The organism is Mucilaginibacter glaciei, assembly GCF_014773245.1.
GTDB lineage: Bacteria > Bacteroidota > Bacteroidia > Sphingobacteriales > Sphingobacteriaceae > Mucilaginibacter > Mucilaginibacter glaciei.
On the sequence record NZ_JACWMX010000007.1, the window covers coordinates 145765 to 170964 of the forward strand.

The following is a 25200-nucleotide window of genomic DNA, read 5'->3' on the forward strand; positions in this document are numbered from 1 at the left end:
AAGTTGTTGCTATTTACTCAACTGTACCAATTCCAAAGCCTTAACCGTATCGTTATATAACTGATCGTATAGCCTGTTATCCAGCACGTTCTTGCTAATGAGCTTGCTGCCCATGCCTACCGCACAAACCCCGGAACGGAACCATTCGGAGATATTGCCTACCTCTATCTCTACCCCTCCCGTCGGCATAAATAACTGCCCCTGGAATAGCTCGCGGATAGATGATATAAAGGCCGGGCCCAGAATATTAGCCGGGAAGATCTTGATCAGGGCGGCCTTCTGGCTTTGCGCTAAATTAATTTCGGTAGGTGTCATACAACCGGGTATGTAAAGCATCTTATAGCGCTCGGCAGCGCGGGCTACACCGGCATCGATAATCGGCGACACAATAAAATCGGCACCTGCATTAATAAATCGTTCTGCCTCTCCTTCAGTCTTAATCGTGCCTATCCCCAAGTGCAGATCGGGGATTTCCTTTTTGACGATCTTGCTGATAAACTCAAAGTTGCCCAAGGCTTCCTTACCACGGTTGGTATATTCCAGCACCCTAACCCCTGCTTTATAAAGCGTACGGATCACTTCTAAACTTACATCGGCATCTTCGTAAAAAAACAAGGGCAGCATCCCCTGTGTTAAAATGCTGTCTAAAACGGTTTCTTTACTCTTCATGCTTTTATGGTGTTTGTGATTTGCTGGGCAGTTTGTGTGGTGGCATCGCTGGCAATGAACAACTTCTGGAAAGCTGCAGCAGTTGCATATTCTAACGTTTCCTGCGGGCCCAGGTTATTGTAAAAGCCGTAGATCAGCCCGGCCATAAAACAATCGCCGGTGCCTACTTTGGCAACAAATTCAGTGGCGTGGTATTCTTGCGAATTGTAAAATTCACCTTCATAATACAGCGCGGTGTAGTAGTCGATATCGCCAGTGGCATCAAACCTGAAGGTATTGGCAACTGCCTTACATTTTGGATATTCTGCCATGATCCTTTCTGACGATGACAAGGCCTCTTTCAGGTAAATACTCTTTTGGCCGCTCTCATGTATATCGCCTAATACCTCTATTCCCAGCATCTGTTCGGCGGCCCAAATATTGCCCATAATCACGTCGCAATACTTCACTAACTCTGGCATAACATCCTTAGGATGTTTACCATACTGCCATAACTTGGAGCGATAATTTAAATCGATTGAAATGGTGATCCCCCTTTCGGAAGCTACTTTTGAAGCCTCCATACAAACATCCGCCACCTGCTGATTAATTGCAGGGCAAATCGCACTAAAGTGAAACCAGGTAACACCGTCTAACACCTTATCCCAATCGATCATCCCGGGTTGCAGATCGGCAAATGCTGAGTTGGCCCGGTCATAGATCAGGGCATCATGCTTCAGGTCTTTCCCCTTGGTAAGGTAGTACAAACCTACCCGGTTACCCTGATAGTAAACCGGCGTAGTATCGATATTTTTTCGACTGAGGTATTCAACGATCTGTGCAGACATGCCATTCTGCGGCAGGGCTGTAAAATATTTAGAAGGCACATCCCACAAGGCCAAAGCCGTAGCCACATTCAATTCGGCACCGCCAATAAAAAACGGCAGCACGTTATCATTTAACCATTCGCCACCGGCATCGGGCACGATGCGCAACAGCAGTTCACCAAATGACAGCACGGCCCCTTCTTTATAGTTTTGTTGAAGTAACCCGCTCATTTATTTCTTATCAAAATCAAAGTAGTTTTTGGCATTGTAATAGCAAATATCCTGCACTATCTTGCCCGTCCATTGCAAGTCGTTGGGCAGTTCGCCATTCTCAATATCATCACCTAATAAATTGCACAAGATCCGGCGGAAATATTCATGCCGCGGAAAGGAAAGGAAACTGCGCGAATCTGTCAGCATCCCTACCAGCCTGCTCAAAAGCCCCATGTTAGATAGCGCGTTTAATTGCTTGATCATCCCGTCCTTCTGATCCAAAAACCACCAGGCCGAACCAAACTGGATCTTGCCCGCTATCGAGCCGTCATTAAAGTTGCCGGCCATGGTAGCTATCATTTCGTTATCTGCCGGGTTAATGTTGTAGATGATGGTTTTGGTGAGCCTGTCCTCACTGTCCAGTTTATCTAAAAAGCGGGCAAGGTTGCGGCTTTGTAAAAAGTCGCCGATGGAATCGCGGCCTGTATCAGGCCCCAAAAGCCTTAAGCCGCGTGAGCTGTTGTTGCGGATGGCCCCAATATGGAATTGCTGTACCCAGCCCTTTTCATGATCCCAAACGGCGAAGTTATACAGCATGGCCGATTTGAATTTTCCGCGCTCCACCGGGCTTAAAACCTGATCGGTCCGTATTTTGGCAAAGATTGCTACGATCTCATTGTCGGTATAATCATCGGCATACATGCGTTCCAATCCGTGGTCGGATACGCAGCAGCCATTTGCGGCAAAGTAGTGATGGCGTTTCTTCAGTGCATGCAGATAGCTTTCAAAGCTGTTTACTACCGTATCAGCCACCACCTCTAATTGGGCAATATATGTATTCATTGCCTTGGTATCGTCGCAATACATGGCCTTATCCGGCCTGAACGCGGGCAATACCTTTAAATCAAACCCGTCTTCTTTTATCTTTTGGTGGTGCTCTAGGCTATCCAGCGGGTCGTCAGTCGTACAGATCACCTCCACGTTACGCCCGGTAATAAGTTTGCGCACACTGTAGTCGCGGCTTTGCAGCTTGGCGGTGCAATCGTTGTAAATATAATCAGCTGTACCCGGCATCAGTCGCGAGTCGATCCCGAAGTAACGGCGCAGCTCTAAATGTGTCCAGTGGTATAGCGGGTTGCGCAGTGTGTAGGGTACGGTTGCCGCCCATTGCTCAAATTTCTCTTTGTCACTCTTATTGCCGGTGATGTAACTTTCATCTACCCCATTGGCCCGCATGGCCCGCCATTTATAATGATCGCCGTTAAGCCAAACCGATGTGATATTTTCAAAATTGATATCATTGGCTATCTGGTCGGGCGGTAAATGGCAGTGGTAATCGATAATGGGCATATCGGCTGCAAACTCATGATAGAGGCGTTTAGCAGTTTCTGTTTGCAGCAAAAAATCCTGGTCAAGGAAGTTTTTCATAACGGGTTTATAATTTGGCAAGGAAACTGTAATTATAGGATTAATCTGCCAAAGCACCCAAAACTATTGTCGAAATCGTTGTAGTGGATTTGTACAAAATACACAGCGTAGAAGTATGAGTAAACAAAAAAGGCCCAAAAGCTAAGCTTACAGGCCTTTCAAAAATTTCAATCGAAGGTTTATTTTACCACCAAAACACCATCGGCCATAATAGATATATCTTTTTTAGGCTCGCTGATCATTGCTATCTCTTCTATGCTTTTACCGGCGTCGGCGGCGTAATGCTTTAAGCGGGCTACCGAGGTTTCTTTTACTTTGGCCTTACCCTCAACCACTACCGTTTTGCCCACAATGTTTTGCGGCATAAAGTAGGCGTAATCTGTAAACTGCACCATAATAGGCGCACCCTTCACCTGGGCTATCTTCATAAAACAACCTTTCTTTTTGCAAACCTCAACTACCGTACCGGTGATCTTGCCGGTATAAACAGAATCCTTGCTAAGAGTTGAATTGAGCACTTCGGTACTTACGGAATTGTCTGCGGTCAAGGTTTTACCGTAAGTGATGCCAGCCCCTGCCGGAGTGATGGTTGTTTGAGCAAAGGCTATGGTACCGAAACCAAGGCCGACGGCCAAAAGGATTATTTTTTTCATGCTGATTCTTTTAGTGTGCAATACAAACTTAGCGATAAATTACCGAAATTTTTAACGATGTTTAACTAACAGAACCAAATGCATGTATCGGCCAGTATAATTTAATATAGTTCATCATTGCATTTATATAATCGATACAAGTAACAGAATATAAATTACTTAAATATTTACATTTCTTTTAAGTTAATGCCCATTTTAAGGTTTTGACAACTTGTCATTAGTTAATTATCCTAAAAGTAAGGTTGATCCGCTCGCTCATTGCCTTGGCAGATTTAGGGATCTGGTGCTGCCAGTTGTGTTGCAGATCGCCCTTCATAATTAACAATGAGCCATCCTCTAAATCTACGGAATACTTTAGTTTACGGTCATCATTATGCCGCACATCAAACCGCCTTACCTGCCCAAAACTTACCGACGCGATAATGGGGTTGCTGCCTAATTCGGGCTCATCATCGGCATGCCAGGCAACCGAATCATTGCCGTTGCGGTACAGGTTCAACAACACGCTATTGAATGTGACGCCGCATGCAGCATCCACGCGATGTTTGATAAAAAGCAATTCTTTAGTCCAGGGGTAAGGGTCGTATCTTTTGCCAGAGTAGGCGTATGTTTTATTATTATCGCCATACCAGGCGGTTAAGCGCGGGGTATTAAGCAGCTTGCCGTACATCCGGATAGTTTCCTGGCTCCATCTAATGTTTTCTTTTAAAAGCGGCACTAATTCGCTCCCCTCCTCTTTTGTGAAAAACCCGGATCGGTAATCCATCAATTCGGAAGGTAGTTTAGGGCTTTGCAGCCCACCATCAAAAATGCTCAACTGTTCCATTAGTATTTAACGTTTTCGGCATAAAAAGTGTTGTATCAAAAGATCAAAACTAATAATTATGAGTTCAGCATTTGTAAAGGAGGGCGATGCCCAATGGCTGCATGAAATAGGCCCGGCGATGAACGCATTAATAGCCTTTTTGCAACGCGAAAATGGCGGCATGCGCATCTATGAACGCAAAAACTATTTTAACCCTGCAGAAGACCGGGATGTACATCAGATGAGCGATGGCCTAAGCTATGCAAAAAGCGACGAAGGCACGTGGTATATTGTTTGGGATTAATTATCTGTATGAATTAATAATTCCTCTTAAATCTTCTTTATTTTCTTCCAGTTTCCTAATCAGTTGTATTTGCGCGCGTGCCCTTTGAAGGTTATGTTCGGTATGATTGATTTTAAAATAGATATCACCGTTGAGATAATCGGTAATGAAACGCACAGCCTGGATAAAGGGCAGCATAAACACCCCCAACAGTAATGATTGCACTTCCATATCGGTTAAAAAACTCCTGGCCTTCTCAAAATACCCTTTGGTGTAGTCTTCAAAAAAGAGGATATTCAAGTCGATTTTACTTAGATCAACTTCATCCTCTGCTGCTGTGTTGATGATGGTGCGGATAGCATCGCCAAAATCATAGGCAACGTAACCCGGCATTACCGTATCCAGGTCAATCACGCACTGGGCACGGTCGCTGGCATCCAGCAGTACATTGTTAAACTTGGTATCGTTGTGGGTAATGCGCCACGGCAGGCGGCCTGCGTTGCCCAAATATAAAATGCCGCACATCTCGTCGGCATGCTCATTAATGAATTCCAATTCGGCGCTTATGCCCTTCGCCCTGCCGGCGAGGTTATTATTCAAGGCTTCTTCCAATTGATCCAGCCGGTGCTCCATATTATGGAAATCGGGGATGGTATCCTGCAACAGGTCGGGATTCAGATCGGTTAACATACTTTGAAATCTACCGAATGCCTTACCGCCCTCAAAAGCCTGCTGCGTGGTTGTTACCAGATCATAACTTCTTGTGCCTTTTATAAAATGAAATATCCGCCAGTAATTACCCAGGTGGTCTTTAAGAAAAAGGCTGCCATCGTGTAGTTTAACAATGGTCATAGTGTGCGTATCTGCCTGTTCGGGCGCTAACTTTGCCTTCAGGTGCTCGGTTACCTGCCGGATGTTATCCATCAATCCTGGCACGTTCTTAAATATGGCGTGGTTGATGCGTTGCAGCAGATAATCGGGTTGCATAGCATCGGCGTTTTGCAGATGATAGGTATCGTTAATATGGCCGGTATCGACCACCTTAATTTGAGCGATGCTACCTTGAATATTAAACTGGCTGATGATATTTTCTATATCCGGCGATGCTGGCATATTACTGATTATCTGTTAAACTAAGTTAAAACTATACTTTGTAAAACCTTTTTTTGTATCGTTGTGAAATTTAAAACGCTAACCATGAATTTATTAAAGCGACTATTTGTATCACTTCTCGGCCTGGTATTATTTACCTGCGGCAACCCGCAGCGGCAAAACGTTTCAAAGGCTAAAGTAAACATAGTAAGCAACAATGTAAATATAGATTATACAGATACCGGCAGCGGCGATACCACTCTGCTATTTGTGCATGGCTGGGCTATTAATAAAACTTACTGGGCCGACCAGGTAAAACATTTTGGCAGCAGGTATAGGGTCATCACGATCGACCTCCCCGGCTACGGCCAATCTGACAAGAACAGGGAGGAATTTAATACCCGGGCGTTTGGTGCGGATGTTAAAAATGTGATCAATCAGCTAAAGCTCAAAAAAGTTGTACTAATAGGCCACTCCATGGCGGGCGATATTATTTTACAAGGGGCGATAGACGCGCCGGAGAACGTTATCGCCCTGGTAGGTGTAGATAATTTTAAATCGGCGGGTGTGGCACCAACCGGCGATACTTCCAAGGCAAAAAAAGAATATGCGGAAGCCATCGCCGCCATGAAAAAGAACTTTAAGAAATTTGCCTTTGAATGGTTTAATCAGTTACTTTTTTTCAAGACAACCAGTAAAGCGATAAGAGAAAGGATATTAAATGACGTTGCCCATACAGATAGCACCGTAGCGATAAAAAGCCTGGCTTGGGATGATTTTAATGAAGGCGACCAACTTTTGAAGGCTAAAAAGATGCTTTACCTGATCAACAGTGATTATCAGCCAACTGATACTACCGGCCTTAGTGCAAAAAAGATCCCGTTCAAATTATTTAAAGTACATGCCACCGGGCATTTCCCTATGGTTGAGAAACCCGATGAGTTTAATAAGCAATTAGATAAGGTAATGGCCGACCTTAAAAAGCGTTAAGTTCATCCTCGTCGACATTGACATTCTTTTTAATGGAAAAAGCGAATGTCGTACCCTCGCCCGTGCGCGAGGTTACGGTGATTGTACCCTTTAGTTTTTCTACAAGAGATTTAACCGTATGCAGCCCTAAGCCAGTGCCTTTGGCATTAAAGCGGTCTATTACGTTTAAGGTCACTTCTTTCTGAAAGATTTTTGCAAGGTTCTTTTCCGCAATACCCATACCGTTATCTGCTACCTTAAAATTATAAAAATCGCCGGTTTCCTCAAAAGTGATATTGATAATACCACGGTCTTTATCATTGTACCTAACCGCGTTGTTAATGAGATTGAGAAAAATCTGTTCTAATGCTACGGATGAGCAAACGAGGTTATTTTCACCATTAGGATAGTTTAACTTAAACCCAGGGGGGATACTGATTAGTTCTGCTACTTTGAACAGCAAAGTACCCAGTTCAAAACTTTGCTGATTAGATAACAATGATGCCGGCGCTTTAGAATACTGCAACATCTCATCAACAAGGGTCAACAATTTTTTAGAGGAGTTATAGGTCATATCCGCCAAACTGCGGCTGCGTGTATCGCCGGTGGTAGCCAAGCGTGCCTGTAATGCCTGCGAAGTAAGCATAATACTACTTAACGGGTTTTTAATATCATGTGCGGCAGTCGATGCGAATTTCTGTATAAAAGCGTTGGTTTCCAGTAATTCAGCATTGGCCTTTTCAACCTTTGCAATTTTACGCCGAAGTTCCATCTGGGCTAAAACCTGTTTGGCCAAAACCCTCAGCGCTTTGGTTTGGCCTGCCGTAAGTTCTTTTGGTTTGTTATCTATTACGCAAAGCGAGCCTAACGCATGGCCGTCTTCGTTTAGTAAAGGTACACCGGCATAAAATATAACGTGTGGGTCGCCGGTAACTAATGGGTTATTTGCAAAACGGGCATCCAGGCGGCTATCTTTAATTTCCATAACCTCATTGGGGTTTACGATGGCATGGGCGCAAAAGGCGTATTCCTTAGGGGTTTCGTCTATGGCTAATCCATAATGCGATTTAAACCACTGGCGCTTATCATCAATCAGGCTGATGAGCGCAATTGGCGTTTGGCAAATTTCTGAAGCCAGTAAAGTAAGCTCATCAAAATCTTCTTCCGGCGTGGTATCTAAAACATGATATGACTCCAGCGCTTCTAAACGCTCGTCTTCATTTTCTGGTAATGGGTAAGCGGCTGTTATACTCAAGTATCGATTAATTAATTTTACAAATATACTTAATTAAAGGGCAGATGGTTTTATTACGACCAATTTACTTGCTATAATGGCAATGTAAACCAAAAGGTTGTGCCTTTGCCAACTTCACTATCTACGCCTATTTCACCACCATGTTTACGTACAATTTCGGCACTTATGTACAGCCCTAAACCTAAACCTGAGTTTTGGTACCCGGCTGCATCAGTACGGTAATAACGCTCAAAAAGGTGTTCTTGTTTTTCTTTTGGGATACCCGGACCTGTATCTGTCACAGAGATTTTAACAGCTTTTTCCTGCTTCTCAATGTCTAAAATTATTTTCAGCGAATTCGGCGCATATTTGACCGCATTATTCACCATATTTACGATAACCTGATCTACGCGATGCTCATCAGCAAATACAACAACATCCTCATCACCTTGCGTTATCAATTCGTATTTACCTGCTACACGCACATGATTACAACATTGGTCCAGTAACTCCTGTACACTAAATCTGGATTTTTCCAGTTTTAGCTGCCCCTCGTTCATACGGCTCAGGTTAAGCAGGTCTTCTATCAGGGTGCTTATCTTGTCCATACTGCGGTTACTTTGTTCTACCAGTTTGGGCAGCATAACAGGAGAAGGGTTACCTTTCATCTTATCCAGCAATTGCAGGGCTGCCTTCAGGCTGGTTACCGGCGTTTTTAACTCGTGGCTGGCAATACTGATAAAATCGTCTTTTTGCTGGTCTTTTTCTTTTCTCTGGGTTATATCCATCATCGTTCCGGACATTGTAATAACCTGGCCCTCATCATCATAATAGGCTTTACCGGTAGATTTTAACCATCTTGGCTTACTGCCATCGAGCGGATTAATGATGTACTCGATATCAAAGCTTTCGTGCGTATCTATTGCCGCTCTCATCGCATGGTTTACCTTGTCAATATATTCAGGTGTAACAGTGGTCATTGCTTGCTCCAGCGTAATGGTTTTGCCTTCAGGTACGCCGTGCAGTTGATTAGCTTGTTCAGACAGGGTAAGCAAACCTGTAGCCATGTCGGCACTCCAGGTACCAATATCCGCAGACTCTATCGCCTGTTTCAGTGTATCTTTCGCTTTTTGCAACTCTTCGCGGGCTTTTACCTGCTCGGTAATGTTAATTACGGTGGCCAAAATAGCTTCTACATTCCCTTCAAGGTCATATAACGGGTCATAAGCAAAATCAACAAAATATTCCTCCATCCTCCCATCAGACGTCGAAATTATGGCGGGAATCTCTGGTACAGAAACACGTTTGCCTGTATCGAACACGCTTAACAACATTTTAGGGAATGGCTGATCCTTCAACTCCGGGAAAACATCGAGTAATTTATTGCCTATGGCTTGTTCCGGAGTGCGGCTCCAGAGATCATACATGGGTTTATTGGCGATTTCTACAACGAGGTCGCGCCCCTTGATAACCGTCATCCCGATGGGGGCGGTCATCACCATACTATTTAACCTGTTTGTGCTCAGTTCGAGCTTCTGACGGGATAAAACCTGTTCCGTAACGTCAGATGACACGATGATTAGCCCGGTTATTTTCCCGTTATAATCTTTTAGCGGCTGATAAATAAAGCTGTAATAGCCATCTATCATTTTGCCTTCGTGCTTCAAAACAGCCTTTACTTCGGTACCCCGGTAAACTTCGCCGGTAGTATAGGTATAATCTAACAGCCCATAGAATCCCTGACCACTTAATTCAGGGATGGCTTCGGCCATAGGCGAGCCTATAACAGCCTTCGTTTTACCCCAATGACTAAGAATAGTATCATTTGCAGCTTCGATTATTAAATTTCGGCCTACCAATACACATATGGCTACCGGGGCCTGGTCAACAATGCTCCTGAACCGCAATTCACTTTGTGCAAGGCTGGTGTTAGCCTGCAATAAACTTTGCCTCGAATTACTCAGGTCTTCGTTGGTAGCCACCAATTCTTCATTGGTTGATGCCATTTCTTCATTCTGCGCGGCCAACTCCTCGTTAGCTGCGGCCAATTCTTCGTTAGTAGCCTGAAGTTCACTTTCCAGTTCCAATTCACGCTGTCGGCCAAGATAGCGCTGGGTTACATCAAGGGCAGTGTGTAAAACACATATAGGTTTACCGTCCTTATCTTTTATTGCACGGTATTCAAAATCAAAATAAAATGGCTGTAAAACACCATTAACTACCAGATCGGCACGGGTATCGGTGCCAGATATAGTTTCGCCGGTATGCAATACGTTTTGCAGCAATCCCAGAAACGGTTGGCCTTTCAACTCGGGCAAGGCCTCTTCAATTGGCAGACCTATAACGCCCCTGTCCTTGCCCCAAATAGCTATCATCGCATCGTTAGCCGTTTCGATGATCATCTCATCGGTACTGTGAATAGCAGTAGCGGTATTGGTTTGTGCTAAAATATCAAGTAATAATTCGTTACTAAAATTGCTCGGAAAGGTGCTCATTAACTCTATAAATGCGTGAATCTTTGAATAAAATATTGAAAAGCAGGAATTTCTTACTGCCGGACGGCAATAGTTAAATTTTTTAGGGGGAGAGAGCGTAAAATTATTAAAAAAACATTAGTGCACAACAATTGTGCCCGCCAATGTTTAAATAGCCGTTAGTTGTAACAACAAAATATTGTATACTGTTAAACTGTATAATAGCTATGCTGAACTTGGGTTAATTTCAACTGGTAAATTAATGATACCGATCCATATTCGATGCTTTTTATACCTATTTGGGCTTTGCACCGTTTAATCCTATATATTTGATCAAACCAAACATATCATGAAACAATTAAGAGCTTACATTTTCCCGGTTGCTGTAGTATGCGCCATGGCAGCATTACCGGCGTGCAAATCAAAAAAAGTAGTACAAAAAGCTGCGCCGGTTGTAGAAACACCTGCACCTGCTGCCGCACCCAAACCTGTGCCACAACCTGATCAATCTGCTACGGCGCAACCCGCTCCGCCGCCCATTGATAAACCCGACTACAATTTTAAAAACATACAGTTTGAGTTTAACTCCGGCATCTTAAAAACAGAGGCATACCCTATTTTAGATAAGGCAGCAGCCGAAATGAAAAAAGACCCTTCGGTTAAATTTGTGCTGAATGGTAATAGCAGCGCAGAGGGCACAGATGAGCACAATATGACCTTATCTGTCGAGCGTGCCAATTCGGTAAAAACCTACCTGGTAAATACGGGTGTTAACGCCGATATATTAATCGCAAAGGGCTTTGGTGAAAGCAAACCGATTGCCGACAATAAAACCGAAGCTGGCCGGATGCTTAACCGGCGGGTGGAGATCAAAAAACAATAAACAAAAAACCCTAGCCGGTGCAGGTAAGGGTTTTTTGTTTAAATCAGCCTATCCTGCGTTTCTATTTTTCGGATCACCCTTGCCGGGTTACCTGCAGCCAATGAATCGTCGGGGATATCTTTGATAACTACCGAGCCTGCCCCTATTACACAGCGGTTGCCTATGGTTACACCCGGGCATATTACCGCGCCACCGCCTATCCAGCAATCATCACCAATAGTTACGGGCTTGCCGTTTTCCTTAGTGCGCCTCAATACCGCATCCAACGGATGGGTTGCTGTATAAATCTGTACCGCCGGGGCGCAAAACACGTTATTACCCAACTTAACATGCGTTACATCAAGTACTACGCAATTCACATTAAAATATACATTTTCGCCGCAGGTAATGTTGTAACCGTAATCGCAGTGAAAGGGTGGTTCGATGTATAAGCTTTTTGGGGCGTTAGGTATCAATTGCTCCAATATGTCCCTGGTGCCTTGTCCTACTACGTACTCGTCAACATTGAGTTTTTTGAGCAAAGCTTTACACGCTGCACGTTCACTGGCCAGTACATCATCGTTGGCAATATAATATTCGCCATCGATCATTTTTTGTTTTTCGGTCTTCATGGTCCCTAAAGCTACAATCATTTTTTAATTTCTGTATAAAACAATCCGCTAAAAATCTTTAGTAAGCATCCTCCTGTCCAACTACTTTGTAGTGGCCACCAATATCACAACCCAAACCGCATCATAATTGAAGGAATTGTGTTAATTTGGTGCATCTAAATTATTCACCATGAAACTTTTTGCGCAAATAATGATTGCCGTAGTTGCTGTAGAACATCTCTATATTTTATGGATAGAAATGTTCGCATGGACCACCAAAGGCAAGGCAACATTCAAGTCTCTCCCTACCGAGCTTTTTGAGCCGACCCGTTCGCTGGCCGCCAACCAGGGCCTTTATAATGGGTTTTTAGCAGCAGGGTTAATATGGTCTTTAATGATCAAAGATCTAATTTGGAGTAAAAACATAGCCCTTTTCTTTTTAGGATGCGTGGTTGTTGCGGCTCTTTACGGCGGGTTTACCGCGGGGAAATCGATACTAATTAAGCAAAGTTTACCGGCTATTATCGCCTTAATAGCAGTGTTGGCGATTCTATAATATGATCAGGATGTTTGAATGGGCATTTTAGACAAATAAAACTTTTAAATTAAAAACAATAAATTTTTATTACAACTACTTCAAATAATATTTGCTAAGAAAAGCGTAACTTCGCGGCTTATTTGACCGGTTGATTGAATTTAACCTAATTGAATAAAGATAAGCATAATATAGATGAAAAAAATAGTTGATTACCGCAAGCTTTTAGGTGTAGCAGAAGCAGCCGAACTGCAAGAACTTAAACTGGTTTACCGCAGCCTGATGAAAACCTGGCACCCCGATAAATTTCAGGACGAAAGCCGTGTAGAGGCCGAAGAAAAAAGCAAAACCATTATCGAAGCTTATCATTTTTTGGTAAGCATTGCTCCCGAAACCCGTGCGCAGTCAATAGCCGAATATACCGAAACTACTACTAACGCTGCTATTGCCGATTTTGAATTTGAAAAGCAAGTATTAAAGGTTGTGTTTACAGACGGTAATACATACGAATATTTTGACGTGCCAAGGGCCGTTTACGTAAAACTAGTAAATGCAGATTCGCCGGGCAGGTTTGCCCGCAGGCATATTTATAATGAGTATGTTTACCGTAGCGTTAACCGTTTGGTTGCCACTGCCTAATACTAAAAACCTTCTGTGATGGACTTTTTAAAACGCCGAGGCAATTTATTACTGTTCATCGCAGAAGGCTTACTTACCCTAATAGGCATTTTATACCTGGCAGACACCGTCGTTTTTATTAATACAAAACAAATTGCTACCGCCATGGTGGTGCGTGTAGAGGTAAACAAGAAACTGCCGCAGCCTTACAAGGCGACAATGGTTTACCACAACGATTTTATAAATAACAACGTGGTAAGCTATGTAGATAATATTGGCACCAACTACGCTAAAAAACACATCGACGTAAATAACCACCTGGAAATTTACTATCGCAATTACTTCCCCCGCGAGATCTATTTAACGGATTACAAGTTCCCTAACGGCAAAAACGTTGCTTTCGCATCAGTTTATATTCTGGTATTTTCCGGCATCCTTTATGTGCAATCGCGCAGGATAAACAAGCAGATCGAAAAATTTTAAGATGGTTTGCCGATGACATATCGCTAAAACCGGATAATTATTTTTGTGGTATATAATGCTATATGTTTAAATGCCCCGCTATATTATTACTGTTGCTGCTGGTTTTTTCCATAGCCGGCGCACAAACCACCTGGACGTTAAAGAACGACCACGACGGGATTAAAGTTTACTCCAGCCCGGTAGAGAATTCAAAAGTAAAGGCCTTACGGGTGGAGTGTAATTTCCAGGCAAACCTATCACAAATTGTTGCGGTGCTGCTTGATGTTAAAACCTGTACCGAATGGGTTTATCATACCAAATCATGCACGCTACTAAAACAGGTATCGCCATCTGAAGTTTACTATTACTCTGAAGTGAGTTTGCCCTGGCCGGTAGAGAACCGTGACTTTGTTGCGCATCTTACCGTTACACAAGATCCGGCAACCAAAGTGGTTATTGTTGACGGCCCCGCTGTGCCCGGAATGGTTAGCCCTAAAACCGGCATTGTACGTATAGCCAACTCGAAAGGCAAATGGCTGATAACCCCTGTTGAAAAAAATGAAGTGAAAGTTGAATATACGCTGAATGTTGACCCGGCCGGTAACCTTCCCGCCTGGGCGGTTAACTTGTTATCGTCTGAAGGGCCGCTACAAAGCTTCAAAGCATTACGTAGCCAACTCAAAAAACCTGAGTATAGGAATGCGAATCTATCGTTTATTAAAAATTAATACCCGATATATAAACACAAAAAAGCCTTCCTGAATTAACAGGAAGGCTTTTTTTATTGCTATCGCGATTGCTTACTTTTTCATATTGCCATCGGCATCCAACTCAACAATGGGGTAACCTAACTTTTGCAAGCCGGGTAATATTGTCGCCTTGTCACCAACAACCAATATGATCATGTTATCAGTATTTAAATACTTTTTATTTAACTGATTAATCTCTGCCGGGGTAATGGTTGATAAGATCTTGTTCTGCTCATCTACATAAGTGGGCTTCAGATCATATTCTAAGATCCGTGACAGGAATGCAGCTTTTTGTCCGTTGGTTTCATAGCGGCGTGCATCACTCTGCCCTATCGAAGTTTGGGTGAACTTCAATTCATCCGGCGTGATACCGGTAGCCTGATAGTTACGGATCTCTTTCATAAACTCAACAACAGAACTATCTGTTGCAGCGCGCAACACACCTGCCGACGCGGTGAAATCGCCACCAAAATTACCCGAGCTAAAGCCCGAACGTGCGCCATAGGTCCAGCCTTTTTTCTCGCGAAGATTAAGGTTAATGTGGCTATTAAACGCGCCGCCTAAGATGTAGTTGGCTATACCCAATTTATAATAGTCTCCGGTTGCATCATAGTTTAGTTTATCTAAGTAACCAATGCGGATCTCTGACTGCGCCGCGTTTGGTACATCTACCATGTAAAGGGTAGTTTTACCAAACGTCTTACCTTCTGTTAAAACCGGGATGGTTACCTTTTTATCTTTCCAGGTGTTTAAGAAAGCCAGGTTGCCACGGGCTGCACCCTGGTTAACATCGCCTACCACTACAATACGGGTTTGTGACGGCGTGAAGTAGTTATCATAAAAGTCCTGCACATCCTGCAAAGTGATAGCCGCTAAAGTTTGCTCGTTACCGCCGGTGGCGTAGGTACGCACATTATCCGTCCCGTAAAGTATTTTATTATACACGTTTGATGCTACAACCGCCGGCTGCGTTTTAGCTTGTTTTAAACCTTCGATAGCTTGCTTCTTGATCCGGTCTAACGCATCCTGGGTAAACTTAGGGTTCAGCAAACGCTCTTGTAACAGGGTCATTGTTTTAGGCAGGTTTTTAGTGAGAGTTGATACGCTGATGATCATATCCTCTGCACTCCCAAATACGCTGATATTGCTGCCTAACTTATCCATTTCAGAATTAAACTGCTCGGCAGTGTAGGTTTTAGTATCCTCGTTCATCATCCGGCCTACTATGCCTGCCAAACCCGCTTTTGAAGGGTTTGTTACCGCATATAAACCGCCACCCTTAATGGCTATCTGCATAGCTATTGAAGGGATCTCGCTGTTTTGAGTTCCGATAATTTTTATGCCGTTTGCTGTAGTGCTTGTCCAGATGGCAGGAACTTTAATAGCAGGGTTAGCACCTACACCCGGCTTAGGCTTACGGTCAAAATTATCGGTAGCTTTCTTATAGCTTAAGCCATTGTACCCGTAATCAGGCGCTTTGTACCCCGCTGTGTTTACAGTAAAGTTATCGGCAGCAATGGGTGCAATGGCACCGCCCTTTGGCAATACGCTCAATAACACCGCCGGTTTGCCTTTTATATATTGATTGTAAACACGTATCACATCTTCTTTAGTAACCGCGCGGATATCGGCCAGTTCGCGGGCTATCTGGTTTGGGTTACCGGTCATGTACTGTGCCTGCGCCAAAGCAGATACTTTGCCGCTCACGCTCGACAGGCCATTGATAGCATTTGCTTCCGCACTTGCCTTAAAGCGCACCAATGCGTCATCACTCACACCTGTTTTTTCAAACTCAGCGTAAGACTCATCAACCAATTTCTTAGCATCAGCCAATGTCTGGCCGGGGAAAGGAACCACGCGTACACTTACCTCGCCGGCCAGTTCAGAATTCTGTGAACTCATTGTTGCTTGCGCAGCTTTGCGTGTTTTTACAAAATTTTTGTAGAAGATAGAGTTACGGCCCTGGCCTATAATTTCGCATAGGGCATCCAAAGCCGACATATCTTTATCATAAAGCTTAACGCCCGGATAAGTGATAGATAGTAAAGGTAATTTGGCGTAGTTATCGGTATAAGAAACGTACCTGTCGGCAGTTAATACCGGCGCAGGCAAGCTCATGTTTTTTACAACCGGGCCGCGCGGGATACTGCCAAAATATTTTTGCACCCATGCTAATGTTTGCTTAGGGTTTAAATCGCCGCCAATGGTTACGGTTGCGTTATTAGGGCCATACCAGCGCAAAAAGAAATTCTTCAGGTCATTCACACCTACTTTATTCAATTCTTCGATATAACCAATAGTTAACCATGAATATGGGTGGCCGTAAGGATATAGGTTTTTTGAGGTGTATTCGCTTGCTAAGCCGTAAGGGCGGTTATCGTAGTTCTGGCCACGCTCATTCTTTACAGTGGCACGCTGTACCTCGAATTTTTGCTGGGTAACGGCATCAAGCAAAAAACCCATACGGTCACTCTCTAACCAAAGCATTTTTTCTAATTGGTTAGCAGGCACAGTTTCGTAATAGTTAGTACGGTCACGGTTGGTAGATCCGTTCAGCGTACCGCCGGCCTCAGTAATAATTTTAAAGTGATCGCCATTGGCAACATGATCACTCCCCTGGAACATCATATGCTCAAAGAAGTGGGCAAAGCCCGATTTACCAATTTCTTCGCGGGCCGAACCTACGTGATAGGTTACATCCACATGCACTAAAGGATCGGAATGATCCTCGGCTAAAATCACGGTTAAACCGTTAGCTAATACATACTTTTGGTAAGGGATAACCAATTCGGTCCCTTTGCGGGTAACCGTTTCTACCAACTTGGGCCCGGTGGCCGTTTGGGCGTTGGCGGTCAAAGCCATGAATACCACCGACGGAATCAGCAGCGCAATTTTTAAAGATCTGATCATTTATAGTTTTTTTATATGTGAGAACTTACTTCCCTGACAGAAGAAAGGTATAATATTAGGAAATTAAGCCGTTTAGTTGGTAGCGTTTACCTATAAATCAAGTTTATGTAACAGATTTGTGACTGAGGGTGTATGCTATGCTGATTTGGCAAGTGCTTTTATATCAACAACTTCTAATACCTGCTTTGCATAGCCCCTTAATACGCTGTTTATCATAGCAAGGCCTACCTCTCGCATAGTGCTTAACTGGCCCGGGAAAACCAATTTTAATAGCGGCGATAACCAATTGATCACCTTGTAATAGCCTTTTATATTTTGCTGCCCCGCGGTTGGTTTCATAAAACCCGGGCGAAAGTTATATACGTTTTTGAAGGGCAGCTTCATAAGGGCGTTCTCTACTTTGCCTTTAACACGTGCCCACATTATTTTGCCTTTTTCAGATCCATCGGTATGGCTGCCCGAAACATGGCTAAATATCATACCCGGATTAAGATCCAATAGCACATTGGCAAAGTGTAAAGGGATATCTACCGTAATCCGTGTATAATCTGCTTCATTAACGCCATTCGAGCTTACACCTGCACAGTACAGACATGCATCGTAACCCTTTAATTGATCGCTAACATTCTCCAATTTAAAAAAATCGGCCACTATTACTTCTTTCAGCTTCGCGTTTGGAACCCCTTTGTATGGCTTACGGTTAACTATCAAAACACTTTCAACCTGCGGATGCTGAAGGCATTCCAGCAAAACGCCCTCGCCCACTAAACCCGTTGCGCCGGTAAGGATTAGTTTAACTCCCATATTTTAAATGAATATCAAACCGATGATCACCGCCCAAATCGCCATAAAAAAGAAGCCGGCAAACACTTCGTTCTTGTGCTTCTTAATCGTTTTGGTGATAAAGGCAATATAAAATACCCATCCTAAAAAGATGATAGCCATTATGGGGGCGGCAAATATTCTCATGCTGATTGCTAATTTGAAATCAAATGTAATAACTAAATAACTTCTTTTACAAATTACTCATTCCGCAAGCTTTTTACGGGGTTGGCAATAGCAGCCTTAATTGCCTGATAACTAATTGTACTCAAAGCAATGACGATGGCGATGAACCCGCCAAGTGCAAAGATCCACCAGCCGATCTCAATCCTGTAGGCAAATGCCTGGATCCACTTATTCATTACGAGTAAAGCTATCGGGCAGGCAATCACGATGGCAATCAATACCAGATTAACGAACTCCTTTGACAGTAGCGCGGTTATCTGCATAACGGATGCGCCAATCACCTTGCGGATCCCTATCTCCTTTCTGCGTTGTTTAACGCTGAAAAGCGCCAGCCCAAACAGCCCAAAGCATGCTATACTGATAGCAAGAGTTGTAAACACGCCAAACATTTGCCCAAATTTGATCTCGGCTTCATATTGACGGTTAAAACTTTCGTTCAGGAAACTATACTCCAGCGGCCTTTGCGGTACCATTTTTTTCCAGAGCTTTTCAATGTCATGTACCGTGGTTTTCACATCGGCCGTATTCATTTCAACAGAAAACACCCGGAACTTGTCGGGCATTATCCGCATAGCTAACGGGCCGATCTGCTTTTGTAATGATTCGAAATGAAAATCTTTAAAAACACCAATTACGCGGGCATCATTAGGGTACATCCCCACCTTAACGCCAATGGCTTCGTCGGCATTTTTAAAGCCTAATTTACGCAGGGCACTTTCATTAATGATCATTGATTCCACGGTATCGGCAGCAAACTGATTAGATAACGCCCGCCCGGCTACCATCGGTACGCCATATTGCCTCATAAAATTAAAGTCGGTTAAAATTATTGGCAACTCTGCATGTATCGTGTCGCCGGTTCTTTTGGCAAATTCCATAGACCAACCACCCGAAGTTATATTGCCCGGCACATCTGACGACGCCGTAACCGCCTTTACTCCTTTTATACGCAGCAATTCATTACTTATTAGTTGGCTTTGCTTTTTCACCCAACCGTCACCTTCAAAATTGAGCACAAGCGTTTGCGATGGTTTAAAGCCCAGATCATGCTTTTGCATAAATTGCAGTTGACTATAAACGACGATACTGCTGATGATCAGAATGATGGAAACAGCAAATTGAAAAACAACCAGGCCTTTACGAATGCCGATACTAAATGTTGATGAACGCAATGTGCCTTTCAAAGCGGCAACAGGATTAAATCCCGATAGCACAAACGCCGGATAACTACCCGATAGAAACCCTACTGTAATCAAAATACTTAGCAAGGCTGCAATATGTATGGGCGTTAACAGGTTAAACACAATGGATTTGCCCGCGAAAGTGTTAAATGCAGGCATTATCATGTAGGCCGCCAACAACGCAATGATTAACGCCACACCTACCATTAAAAAAGATTCGATATAAAACTGGCTGATTAAAGCTGCGCGGCTTACTCCATTCACTTTTTTTATAGCTACCTCTTTGGCGCGTTCAGCACTGCGGGCAGTAGAAAGGTTAATAAAATTGATACAGGCGATCAGCAAAACAAACAGCGCAATGGCCGCAAAAACGTATAGACTGTTTATATTTCCCGTTTTACCAGCCTGGTTTTCCCGGTCGCTATGTAGATAAATATCTGTTAATTTTTCCAGGTTATAATGGTGCGTGGTACTGCCGGTATTGGCTTTATGCCGGGTAGCAAAGGCATCAAACTGGTTTACCAAATTATTAGCATCATAATCATCAGGCAGTAAAATATAGGTGTAAAAGTTATTGGAGTACCAATTGGTAAACAACCAGTCGTAACCCGAGTCTTTTTTCACTGCGGTAGCCATCGATATCAGGATATCGAAACTAAGGTGTGATGTAGCAGGCACATCTTTAATTACTCCGGTAACGCTTAAATTTTCCCCATTTAATATAAGTGATTTGCCTACAGCTTCGGTATTACCAAAATACTTGTGTGCCGTTGTCTCCGTGATAACAATACTCATCGGGTTAACCAACGCAGTCGCTATATTACCACTGATCATTGGCAGGTCAAACACCTTAAATATCTGTGGGTCGGCAAAGTATAAGTGCCTTTCCTCAAAAAGCTTATCTTCATACTTCACCAGCGCTTCGGCACTGATGATTCTTACAGCCTCTTTTATCTGCGGGAAATCATTTAGTAAAGCCGGTGCTAAAGGGCCCGGAGAGCCGGCACCATGTTGCATGAGCGCGTTGGTTTTTTTATCATCAACCACGCGGTAAATATTTGCCGCGTTTTTATGGTATTTATCAAAACTCAATTCATTCTCAATGTATAACGACATTAATATAACCGCAGTAATGCTGATTACCAGCCCGCCAATATTAATAGCCGTAAAGGTTTTGGTACGGATCAAATTCCTGAACGCGAACCTCAATTGATTGATGATCATATATTTAGAGTTGATTAACTTGGCTTACCAAAGCTATGCCATAATATAAACATCTCAAAATCAATTAATTAAAACAACAACAAATTTTTACTGTTCGGATACGTTACACCCGCTGTGCGGTGCTGATACAAAAAAAGGCGGGCAACCCGTTGGTTACCCGCCTTTTAATCAATGGAATAGCTGCTTATAAAGTTGCCATATCAATTACAAAGCGATAGCGTACATCGCCTTTAACCATACGTTCGTAAGATGCTGTAATATCCTTCATGTCTATCACTTCGATATCAGAAACGATGTTGTGCTCGGCGCAAAAATCAAGCATTTCCTGAGTTTCAGCTATACCACCGATACCAGATCCTGCTAAGCTTTTACGGCCACCTAACAGGCTGAACGCAGCAATTTCTGCCGGTTTAGGCGGAACGCCAACGCAAATATGAACACCGTTAGTTCTTAATAAACCCAGGTACATGTTAAAATCGTGCTCGGCAGAAACGGTATCCAATATAAAATCGAATGTGCCTTTAGCAGCTTCAACCTGCGCAGGGTCTTTCGTAACCACAAAATGGTGTGCACCTAATTTTTTAGCATCTTCTTCTTTACTTGCAGATGTACTTAAAACCGTAACCTCTGCACCAAAAGCAACACCAAACTTAACTGCCATGTGGCCTAAACCACCTAATCCCAAAACGGCTAATTTGTGGCCTTTTCCAACTTTCCAGTGGCGTAAAGGCGAGTAGGTTGTGATACCTGCGCAAAGTAGCGGTGCGGTACCTGCCAAATCTAACTTGTCAGAAATATGCAGCACAAATTCCTCGCGTACCACAATGCTATTGCTGTAACCACCGTAGGTTGGCGATGAACCATCACGCTCCATTCCATTGTAAGTTTGCGTGTTACCTTCCAGGCAGTACTGCTCCAGATCCTGCTTACAGTTTTCGCAAACCTGGCAAGAATCTACCATACAACCGGTACCGGCTAAATCGCCCACTTTAAATTTGGTAACGTGGTCGCCTACTTTAACTACACGTCCAACAATTTCGTGACCGGGCACCATAGGGAATATCCCGGGGAACCAATCATTTTTGATCTGGTGTAGATCGGAGTGGCAAACGCCACAAAATAAAATATCGAATTGCACATCATGCGGCCCCACCTCACGGCGTTGAAAGTCCCATGGTGCAAGATCGGTTTCGGCATCTTGTGCCGCGTATCCTTTTACTGAAATCATTTTGTATTTGTTTTTTAAGTTTTTGTGTGTCAAATATACATTCTTACAAACCCCAAATTCTATCGGGAGTTTGTCAAAATAAAAATTAAAATCCTTCGCTAACCGACCGTTTACGGGTGGTATACTCTCGTTTTAAAAGGTCAATCGATAATCAAGCACTGTATGCCATTGAGCGCGAAAGCTCTTCATTAAAACGGAATTCCTTTTCCAGTTTATCCAGTTGGCTCATGGCCCTGTCATAAGAGTCGCCACCCAACAATAAATACATCGGTGGGTTTTCTTCATTCGCCACATCAATAATTGCGGCTGCTGCCTTTTCAGGATCGCCGGCTTGCTGGCCATCCATTTTTAAATATCGTTCGTTAATGGCACGTACCGCTTTGTAATCTTCAATTTGGTTTTTGGCGATAAGGATAGACTCCGGTGTTAAAAAGCTGGTACGGAAAGCACCGGGTGCAACTACAGTAACGTTGATGCCGAACTCTTTTACGTCGGCCGCTAAAACTTCGGACAGACCTATAACCGAAAATTTAGTAGCCGCGTAAACCGACCAGCCTGTAGCCGGGGCAATACCTGCAATAGAGGAAATATTAATAATGTGCCCGCTTTGCTGATAACGCATATAAGGCATCACATTGCGGATAACGTTCAATGTACCAAACACGTTGATATCGAAACTGTCGCGGGTTTCTTTGTCGGTTAATTCTTCAATACTGCCGCCTATCCCATAACCTGCATTATTGATCACAACATCTATCCTGCCGAACGCTTTTTTTGTTTGATGAAGCGCGCATCCTACGCTGTCTTCGTTAGCAAGGTCTACTTCAATTGGCAAAAAATTATCGCCTGCAATGCCAACCGCATCAACCAGGCCCGGTAAATTACGTGATGTGGCCGCTACATTTTGTCCGGCATCCAATAATTGCGTTACCAGGCTAAGGCCAAAACCTTTTGATGCGCCTGTAATGAACCATGTTTTTTTGCTTTGCATTATACTGATGTTTTTGTTCAACAAAAGTACTATTACAAGGTACAAGAGCGTTTACATCATTCAAACCAATTATTACAAAATTCAAACAACTCGGTAAGAAGACGGCGTTGTACTGGTTTGTTTTTTGAAAAAGTTATTGAAATGGGCCGGTTCTTCAAAACCCAAGCTGTAGCTTATTTCTGCCACATTCCAGTTGGTGTGCCTAAGCAGGGCTTTTGCTTCTGTGGTGAGGCGTTCAAAGATGTGGGTAGTAGTAGTTTTACCCGTAGTTTGGCGAATAGCCCTGTTCAGGTGGTTAACGTGTACCGAAAGCTGATCGGCAAAATCTTTGGCCGAGCGCAGGCTGAAGCGTTGCGCAGGTGTCTCTATGGGGAACTGCCGCTCTAATAACTCGGTGAAGATGGCGGTTATGCGCGAGTTAGCATCGGGGTGTTTGTAAAGCGTTTCTTGCGGCTGGATCTTTAAAGCGTAGTGCATCAGCTCGGTAACGTAATTACGCAGCAGATCATACTTAAAGCGATACTCAGATTTGATCTCGTTCAACATTTTATCAAACAAATCGGCAACATATTTATCCTGTTCTTCATTAAGCGCATATGTTGGGCTGCCTCCGGGCATAAACATAGGCAACTCATGGATGCTATTACGCATCATGGCGGTAAAGAAAGCCTCTTTAAAGATACAAAACGCCCCCGACCGTACAGAATCGGTATGCTCAAACGTGTAGGGCACCAGCGGGTTAAAGAACACCAGCGTACTGCCATCAACCTCAATGCTTTTATCTGCATAATGGATAGTGTTCTTACCCCTAATCAGACTGACTTTGTAAAAATCCCTGCGGGCATATACGATGGGTTTAGCGCCGGGCATATAACAATCCTCTAACCTGAAAACATTGAAGTGTCCTATCTCCTGCCCCAGGTTTTCGGGTAACCAGTTAAACTTTTGTTTATAAAAATCTTCGAGGGTCTCTGTAGTTGGCATATACAAAGTTACACAATTCAAACATCAACATCTAAAAACACCTCTAAAAATCTTTAATTATCTCTAATTTTTAAAGGTTTTCTACTAAACTTCGGCATTGTAATAGACAATTACTTAAAAAATCAGGCTAAATAATGCCATTTACTTTAGTTAACGAGCAAATTTAATTATGTCTGCTTACCTGTTATTTGATGGCTTCAAAATGCTGAGATCCTGCCCTGCCAATAACTGATCGTAATTGATCAGTTGGAACCTCTTGCCAACCATTGCCTTAAACTCCGGCGAGAGCAGCATATTCAATTCTGTTTGTCGGTGCAGGCTGGTAAGGGGCTTACCTTCTTTGGTATTCATTTCGCTGGCATTCATATCAAACAGAGCATCCATCTCCGGGCCCACCTGTGCTACATGGATCACCACAAGGTTGGGGCGGGTAGCGCTCAGTCCGCTTGCTACATATTTTAAAAATGCCGACTTCTTAGTGGCCACCGGTTCGCCCCACATTTCCAGGTACGTTTCTTTATAATAGGTAACTTCGCTTAGTGTTGATATAGCCAGTTTGTATTTGCGTGCCAAGCGCTCGGTCATGGTGCGCATTGCCGGTGTAGATAATGCCACACCCATGTGCGGATCAATGTAGGTTATCTTCAACTCCGACTTCAATGCCCTCTCTATTTGTGCGGATAGCTCGACTTCAACCTCTTTCATTTTATAACCGCTTTTGGCAAAGTCACCGGTCGACTGCATGAAATAGCCTACCGAATCTACCAAACTCGGTACAACGGTACGCCCGGTTATCGGCCCCCAGCGATAATTTTTCCATTCGGATGTCAGCGTTAGGTGTACCCCCACGCTCACCTGTGGGTTTTTCTTTAAGATCTCTACAGCCTCCTGGTACCAGGGCGTGGCAAATTGCACCGATGCAGAAAAAGGCATGCCCGTTTTAGCAACCTGCTGCATGGCCACATTTACAGAGTGGTTCATGCCGATATCATCTAACCTCAATAGCAGTTGTGGTAGCTTACCCGCGCGCTGTGCTTTGGCAGCACCCGCAGTCAACATTATCAAACACACTCCGGCGCATAGTAAGCCTTTAATTTTCATATAAAGTTTATTTGTTATTGATTACGCCGCTGAATGCAGCATTACAGGAGGTAATTTAGAAAATTAAAACAATAAAAACTTAATTACAAAGTAATGCAGCTAAATAGCTA

24 protein-coding genes are annotated in these 25200 nt (G+C 43.5%); 7 read left to right on the forward strand and 17 right to left on the reverse strand.

All coding sequences use genetic code 11. The features are described 5' to 3' along the window. Positions 1 to 9: 9 nt before the first annotated feature. The 5 genes from IDJ76_RS16945 to IDJ76_RS16965 all read right to left on the reverse strand — a co-directional run bounded on the left by IDJ76_RS16945 (position 10) and on the right by IDJ76_RS16965 (position 4595). On the reverse strand, positions 10 to 669 hold the full coding sequence (locus IDJ76_RS16945) for a beta/alpha barrel domain-containing protein (protein WP_191164756.1): 660 nt from the start codon (positions 667 to 669) through the stop codon (positions 10 to 12). Beyond that, positions 666 to 1706 carry a sugar kinase gene (locus IDJ76_RS16950; protein WP_191164759.1) on the reverse strand — a complete coding sequence of 347 codons (1041 nt, stop codon included), beginning with the start codon at positions 1704 to 1706 and terminating at the stop codon, positions 666 to 668. The genes IDJ76_RS16945 and IDJ76_RS16950 overlap by 4 nt, the downstream gene beginning before the upstream one ends. Further along, positions 1707 to 3116, reverse strand: a complete 1410-nt coding sequence (gene uxaC / locus IDJ76_RS16955; RefSeq protein ID WP_191164761.1) for a glucuronate isomerase — start codon at positions 3114 to 3116, stop codon at positions 1707 to 1709. A gap of 179 nt (positions 3117 to 3295) precedes the next feature. After that, positions 3296 to 3769, reverse strand: coding sequence for a DUF4920 domain-containing protein (locus IDJ76_RS16960; protein ID WP_191164763.1), 474 nt, complete (start codon positions 3767 to 3769; stop codon positions 3296 to 3298). A 217-nt stretch (positions 3770 to 3986) separates the two neighbouring features. Next, complete coding sequence (locus IDJ76_RS16965; protein ID WP_191164765.1) at positions 3987 to 4595, reverse strand: alpha-ketoglutarate-dependent dioxygenase AlkB family protein; 609 nt, start codon at positions 4593 to 4595, stop codon at positions 3987 to 3989. Positions 4596 to 4653: 58 nt separating this feature from the next. Here IDJ76_RS16965 and IDJ76_RS16970 point away from each other — a divergent pair, with 58 nt between their 5' ends. Then, positions 4654 to 4878 carry a hypothetical protein gene (locus IDJ76_RS16970; RefSeq protein ID WP_191164767.1) on the forward strand — a complete coding sequence of 75 codons (225 nt, stop codon included), beginning with the start codon at positions 4654 to 4656 and terminating at the stop codon, positions 4876 to 4878. Here the strand turns inward: IDJ76_RS16970 and IDJ76_RS16975 are convergent, their stop codons facing one another. Continuing rightward, positions 4879 to 5970 (reverse strand): phosphotransferase enzyme family protein, encoded by a 1092-nt coding sequence (locus IDJ76_RS16975; protein ID WP_191164769.1) that lies wholly within the window; start codon positions 5968 to 5970, stop codon positions 4879 to 4881. An 84-nt stretch (positions 5971 to 6054) separates the two neighbouring features. On the opposite strand from IDJ76_RS16975, the gene IDJ76_RS16980 reads away from it, so the two are divergent. Beyond that, complete coding sequence (locus IDJ76_RS16980; protein WP_191164772.1) at positions 6055 to 6939, forward strand: alpha/beta fold hydrolase; 885 nt, start codon at positions 6055 to 6057, stop codon at positions 6937 to 6939. On the opposite strand, the gene IDJ76_RS16985 is transcribed toward IDJ76_RS16980, so the two are convergent. Together IDJ76_RS16985 and IDJ76_RS16990 are read right to left on the reverse strand one after the other, a co-directional pair. Next, positions 6926 to 8173, reverse strand: a complete 1248-nt coding sequence (locus IDJ76_RS16985; protein ID WP_191164774.1) for a sensor histidine kinase — start codon at positions 8171 to 8173, stop codon at positions 6926 to 6928. The genes IDJ76_RS16980 and IDJ76_RS16985 overlap by 14 nt on opposite strands. Positions 8174 to 8244: 71 nt before the next feature. Beyond that, on the reverse strand, positions 8245 to 10647 hold the full coding sequence (locus IDJ76_RS16990) for a PAS domain-containing protein (RefSeq protein ID WP_191164776.1): 2403 nt from the start codon (positions 10645 to 10647) through the stop codon (positions 8245 to 8247). Positions 10648 to 10975: 328 nt separating this feature from the next. On the opposite strand from IDJ76_RS16990, the gene IDJ76_RS16995 reads away from it, so the two are divergent. Next, positions 10976 to 11509 carry an OmpA family protein gene (locus IDJ76_RS16995; protein WP_224746382.1) on the forward strand — a complete coding sequence of 178 codons (534 nt, stop codon included), beginning with the start codon at positions 10976 to 10978 and terminating at the stop codon, positions 11507 to 11509. Positions 11510 to 11547: 38 nt separating this feature from the next. On the opposite strand, the gene IDJ76_RS17000 is transcribed toward IDJ76_RS16995, so the two are convergent. Next, a complete protein-coding gene (locus IDJ76_RS17000; RefSeq protein ID WP_191164778.1) occupies positions 11548 to 12120 on the reverse strand; it encodes a sugar O-acetyltransferase in 573 nt (190 codons plus the stop codon). 169 nt (positions 12121 to 12289) lie between these two features. Here IDJ76_RS17000 and IDJ76_RS17005 point away from each other — a divergent pair, with 169 nt between their 5' ends. The 4 genes from IDJ76_RS17005 to IDJ76_RS17020 all read left to right on the forward strand — a co-directional run bounded on the left by IDJ76_RS17005 (position 12290) and on the right by IDJ76_RS17020 (position 14442). Continuing rightward, complete coding sequence (locus tag IDJ76_RS17005; RefSeq protein WP_191164780.1) at positions 12290 to 12655, forward strand: DUF1304 domain-containing protein; 366 nt, start codon at positions 12290 to 12292, stop codon at positions 12653 to 12655. Positions 12656 to 12829: 174 nt separating this feature from the next. After that, a complete protein-coding gene (locus IDJ76_RS17010) occupies positions 12830 to 13273 on the forward strand; it encodes a KTSC domain-containing protein (protein WP_191164782.1) in 444 nt (147 codons plus the stop codon). An 18-nt stretch (positions 13274 to 13291) separates the two neighbouring features. Beyond that, entirely contained in the window at positions 13292 to 13735 is a 444-nt protein-coding gene (locus IDJ76_RS17015) for a hypothetical protein (RefSeq protein ID WP_191164784.1), read from the forward strand. A gap of 62 nt (positions 13736 to 13797) precedes the next feature. Then, positions 13798 to 14442 carry an START domain-containing protein gene (locus tag IDJ76_RS17020; RefSeq protein ID WP_191164786.1) on the forward strand — a complete coding sequence of 215 codons (645 nt, stop codon included), beginning with the start codon at positions 13798 to 13800 and terminating at the stop codon, positions 14440 to 14442. Positions 14443 to 14514: 72 nt separating this feature from the next. Here the strand turns inward: IDJ76_RS17020 and IDJ76_RS17025 are convergent, their stop codons facing one another. The 8 genes from IDJ76_RS17025 to IDJ76_RS17060 form a co-directional block, all read right to left on the reverse strand. Further along, positions 14515 to 17373, reverse strand: coding sequence for a M16 family metallopeptidase (locus IDJ76_RS17025; RefSeq protein ID WP_191164787.1), 2859 nt, complete (start codon positions 17371 to 17373; stop codon positions 14515 to 14517). 135 nt (positions 17374 to 17508) lie between these two features. After that, positions 17509 to 18177, reverse strand: a complete 669-nt coding sequence (locus IDJ76_RS17030; protein WP_191164790.1) for an NAD-dependent epimerase/dehydratase family protein — start codon at positions 18175 to 18177, stop codon at positions 17509 to 17511. Between the two features lie 3 nt (positions 18178 to 18180). Then, positions 18181 to 18342, reverse strand: a complete 162-nt coding sequence (locus IDJ76_RS17035) for a hypothetical protein (RefSeq protein WP_191164792.1) — start codon at positions 18340 to 18342, stop codon at positions 18181 to 18183. 53 nt (positions 18343 to 18395) lie between these two features. Then, positions 18396 to 20786, reverse strand: coding sequence for an ABC transporter permease (locus IDJ76_RS17040; RefSeq protein ID WP_191164794.1), 2391 nt, complete (start codon positions 20784 to 20786; stop codon positions 18396 to 18398). A 184-nt stretch (positions 20787 to 20970) separates the two neighbouring features. After that, positions 20971 to 22014, reverse strand: a complete 1044-nt coding sequence (locus IDJ76_RS17045; RefSeq protein ID WP_191164796.1) for an NAD(P)-dependent alcohol dehydrogenase — start codon at positions 22012 to 22014, stop codon at positions 20971 to 20973. A gap of 151 nt (positions 22015 to 22165) precedes the next feature. After that, entirely contained in the window at positions 22166 to 23005 is an 840-nt protein-coding gene (locus IDJ76_RS17050) for an SDR family NAD(P)-dependent oxidoreductase (RefSeq protein WP_191164798.1), read from the reverse strand. Between the two features lie 81 nt (positions 23006 to 23086). Then, positions 23087 to 23989, reverse strand: coding sequence for a helix-turn-helix domain-containing protein (locus IDJ76_RS17055; RefSeq protein WP_191164800.1), 903 nt, complete (start codon positions 23987 to 23989; stop codon positions 23087 to 23089). A gap of 177 nt (positions 23990 to 24166) precedes the next feature. Then, positions 24167 to 25090 carry a ChbG/HpnK family deacetylase gene (locus IDJ76_RS17060; RefSeq protein WP_191164802.1) on the reverse strand — a complete coding sequence of 308 codons (924 nt, stop codon included), beginning with the start codon at positions 25088 to 25090 and terminating at the stop codon, positions 24167 to 24169. Between the last annotated feature and the right edge of the window lie 110 nt (positions 25091 to 25200).

Bases quoted from the DNA above. Each gene is read 5' to 3' on its own strand.
- IDJ76_RS16945 (WP_191164756.1), bottom strand. From the start codon at position 669: ATGAAGAGTAAAGAAACCGTTTTAGACAGCATTTTAACACAGGGGATG.
- IDJ76_RS16950 (WP_191164759.1), bottom strand. From the start codon at position 1,706: ATGAGCGGGTTACTTCAACAAAACTATAAAGAAGGGGCCGTGCTGTCA.
- uxaC (WP_191164761.1), bottom strand. From the start codon at position 3,116: ATGAAAAACTTCCTTGACCAGGATTTTTTGCTGCAAACAGAAACTGCT.
- IDJ76_RS16960 (WP_191164763.1), bottom strand. From the start codon at position 3,769: ATGAAAAAAATAATCCTTTTGGCCGTCGGCCTTGGTTTCGGTACCATA.
- IDJ76_RS16965 (WP_191164765.1), bottom strand. From the start codon at position 4,595: ATGGAACAGTTGAGCATTTTTGATGGTGGGCTGCAAAGCCCTAAACTA.
- IDJ76_RS16970 (WP_191164767.1), top strand. From the start codon at position 4,654: ATGAGTTCAGCATTTGTAAAGGAGGGCGATGCCCAATGGCTGCATGAA.
- IDJ76_RS16975 (WP_191164769.1), bottom strand. From the start codon at position 5,970: ATGCCAGCATCGCCGGATATAGAAAATATCATCAGCCAGTTTAATATT.
- IDJ76_RS16980 (WP_191164772.1), top strand. From the start codon at position 6,055: ATGAATTTATTAAAGCGACTATTTGTATCACTTCTCGGCCTGGTATTA.
- IDJ76_RS16990 (WP_191164776.1), bottom strand. From the start codon at position 10,647: ATGAGCACCTTTCCGAGCAATTTTAGTAACGAATTATTACTTGATATT.
- IDJ76_RS16995 (WP_224746382.1), top strand. From the start codon at position 10,976: ATGAAACAATTAAGAGCTTACATTTTCCCGGTTGCTGTAGTATGCGCC.
- IDJ76_RS17000 (WP_191164778.1), bottom strand. From the start codon at position 12,120: ATGAAGACCGAAAAACAAAAAATGATCGATGGCGAATATTATATTGCC.
- IDJ76_RS17005 (WP_191164780.1), top strand. From the start codon at position 12,290: ATGAAACTTTTTGCGCAAATAATGATTGCCGTAGTTGCTGTAGAACAT.
- IDJ76_RS17010 (WP_191164782.1), top strand. From the start codon at position 12,830: ATGAAAAAAATAGTTGATTACCGCAAGCTTTTAGGTGTAGCAGAAGCA.
- IDJ76_RS17015 (WP_191164784.1), top strand. From the start codon at position 13,292: ATGGACTTTTTAAAACGCCGAGGCAATTTATTACTGTTCATCGCAGAA.
- IDJ76_RS17020 (WP_191164786.1), top strand. From the start codon at position 13,798: ATGTTTAAATGCCCCGCTATATTATTACTGTTGCTGCTGGTTTTTTCC.
- IDJ76_RS17025 (WP_191164787.1), bottom strand. From the start codon at position 17,373: ATGATCAGATCTTTAAAAATTGCGCTGCTGATTCCGTCGGTGGTATTC.
- IDJ76_RS17030 (WP_191164790.1), bottom strand. From the start codon at position 18,177: ATGGGAGTTAAACTAATCCTTACCGGCGCAACGGGTTTAGTGGGCGAG.
- IDJ76_RS17035 (WP_191164792.1), bottom strand. From the start codon at position 18,342: ATGAGAATATTTGCCGCCCCCATAATGGCTATCATCTTTTTAGGATGG.
- IDJ76_RS17040 (WP_191164794.1), bottom strand. From the start codon at position 20,786: ATGATCATCAATCAATTGAGGTTCGCGTTCAGGAATTTGATCCGTACC.
- IDJ76_RS17045 (WP_191164796.1), bottom strand. From the start codon at position 22,014: ATGATTTCAGTAAAAGGATACGCGGCACAAGATGCCGAAACCGATCTT.
- IDJ76_RS17050 (WP_191164798.1), bottom strand. From the start codon at position 23,005: ATGCAAAGCAAAAAAACATGGTTCATTACAGGCGCATCAAAAGGTTTT.
- IDJ76_RS17055 (WP_191164800.1), bottom strand. From the start codon at position 23,989: ATGCCAACTACAGAGACCCTCGAAGATTTTTATAAACAAAAGTTTAAC.
- IDJ76_RS17060 (WP_191164802.1), bottom strand. From the start codon at position 25,090: ATGAAAATTAAAGGCTTACTATGCGCCGGAGTGTGTTTGATAATGTTG.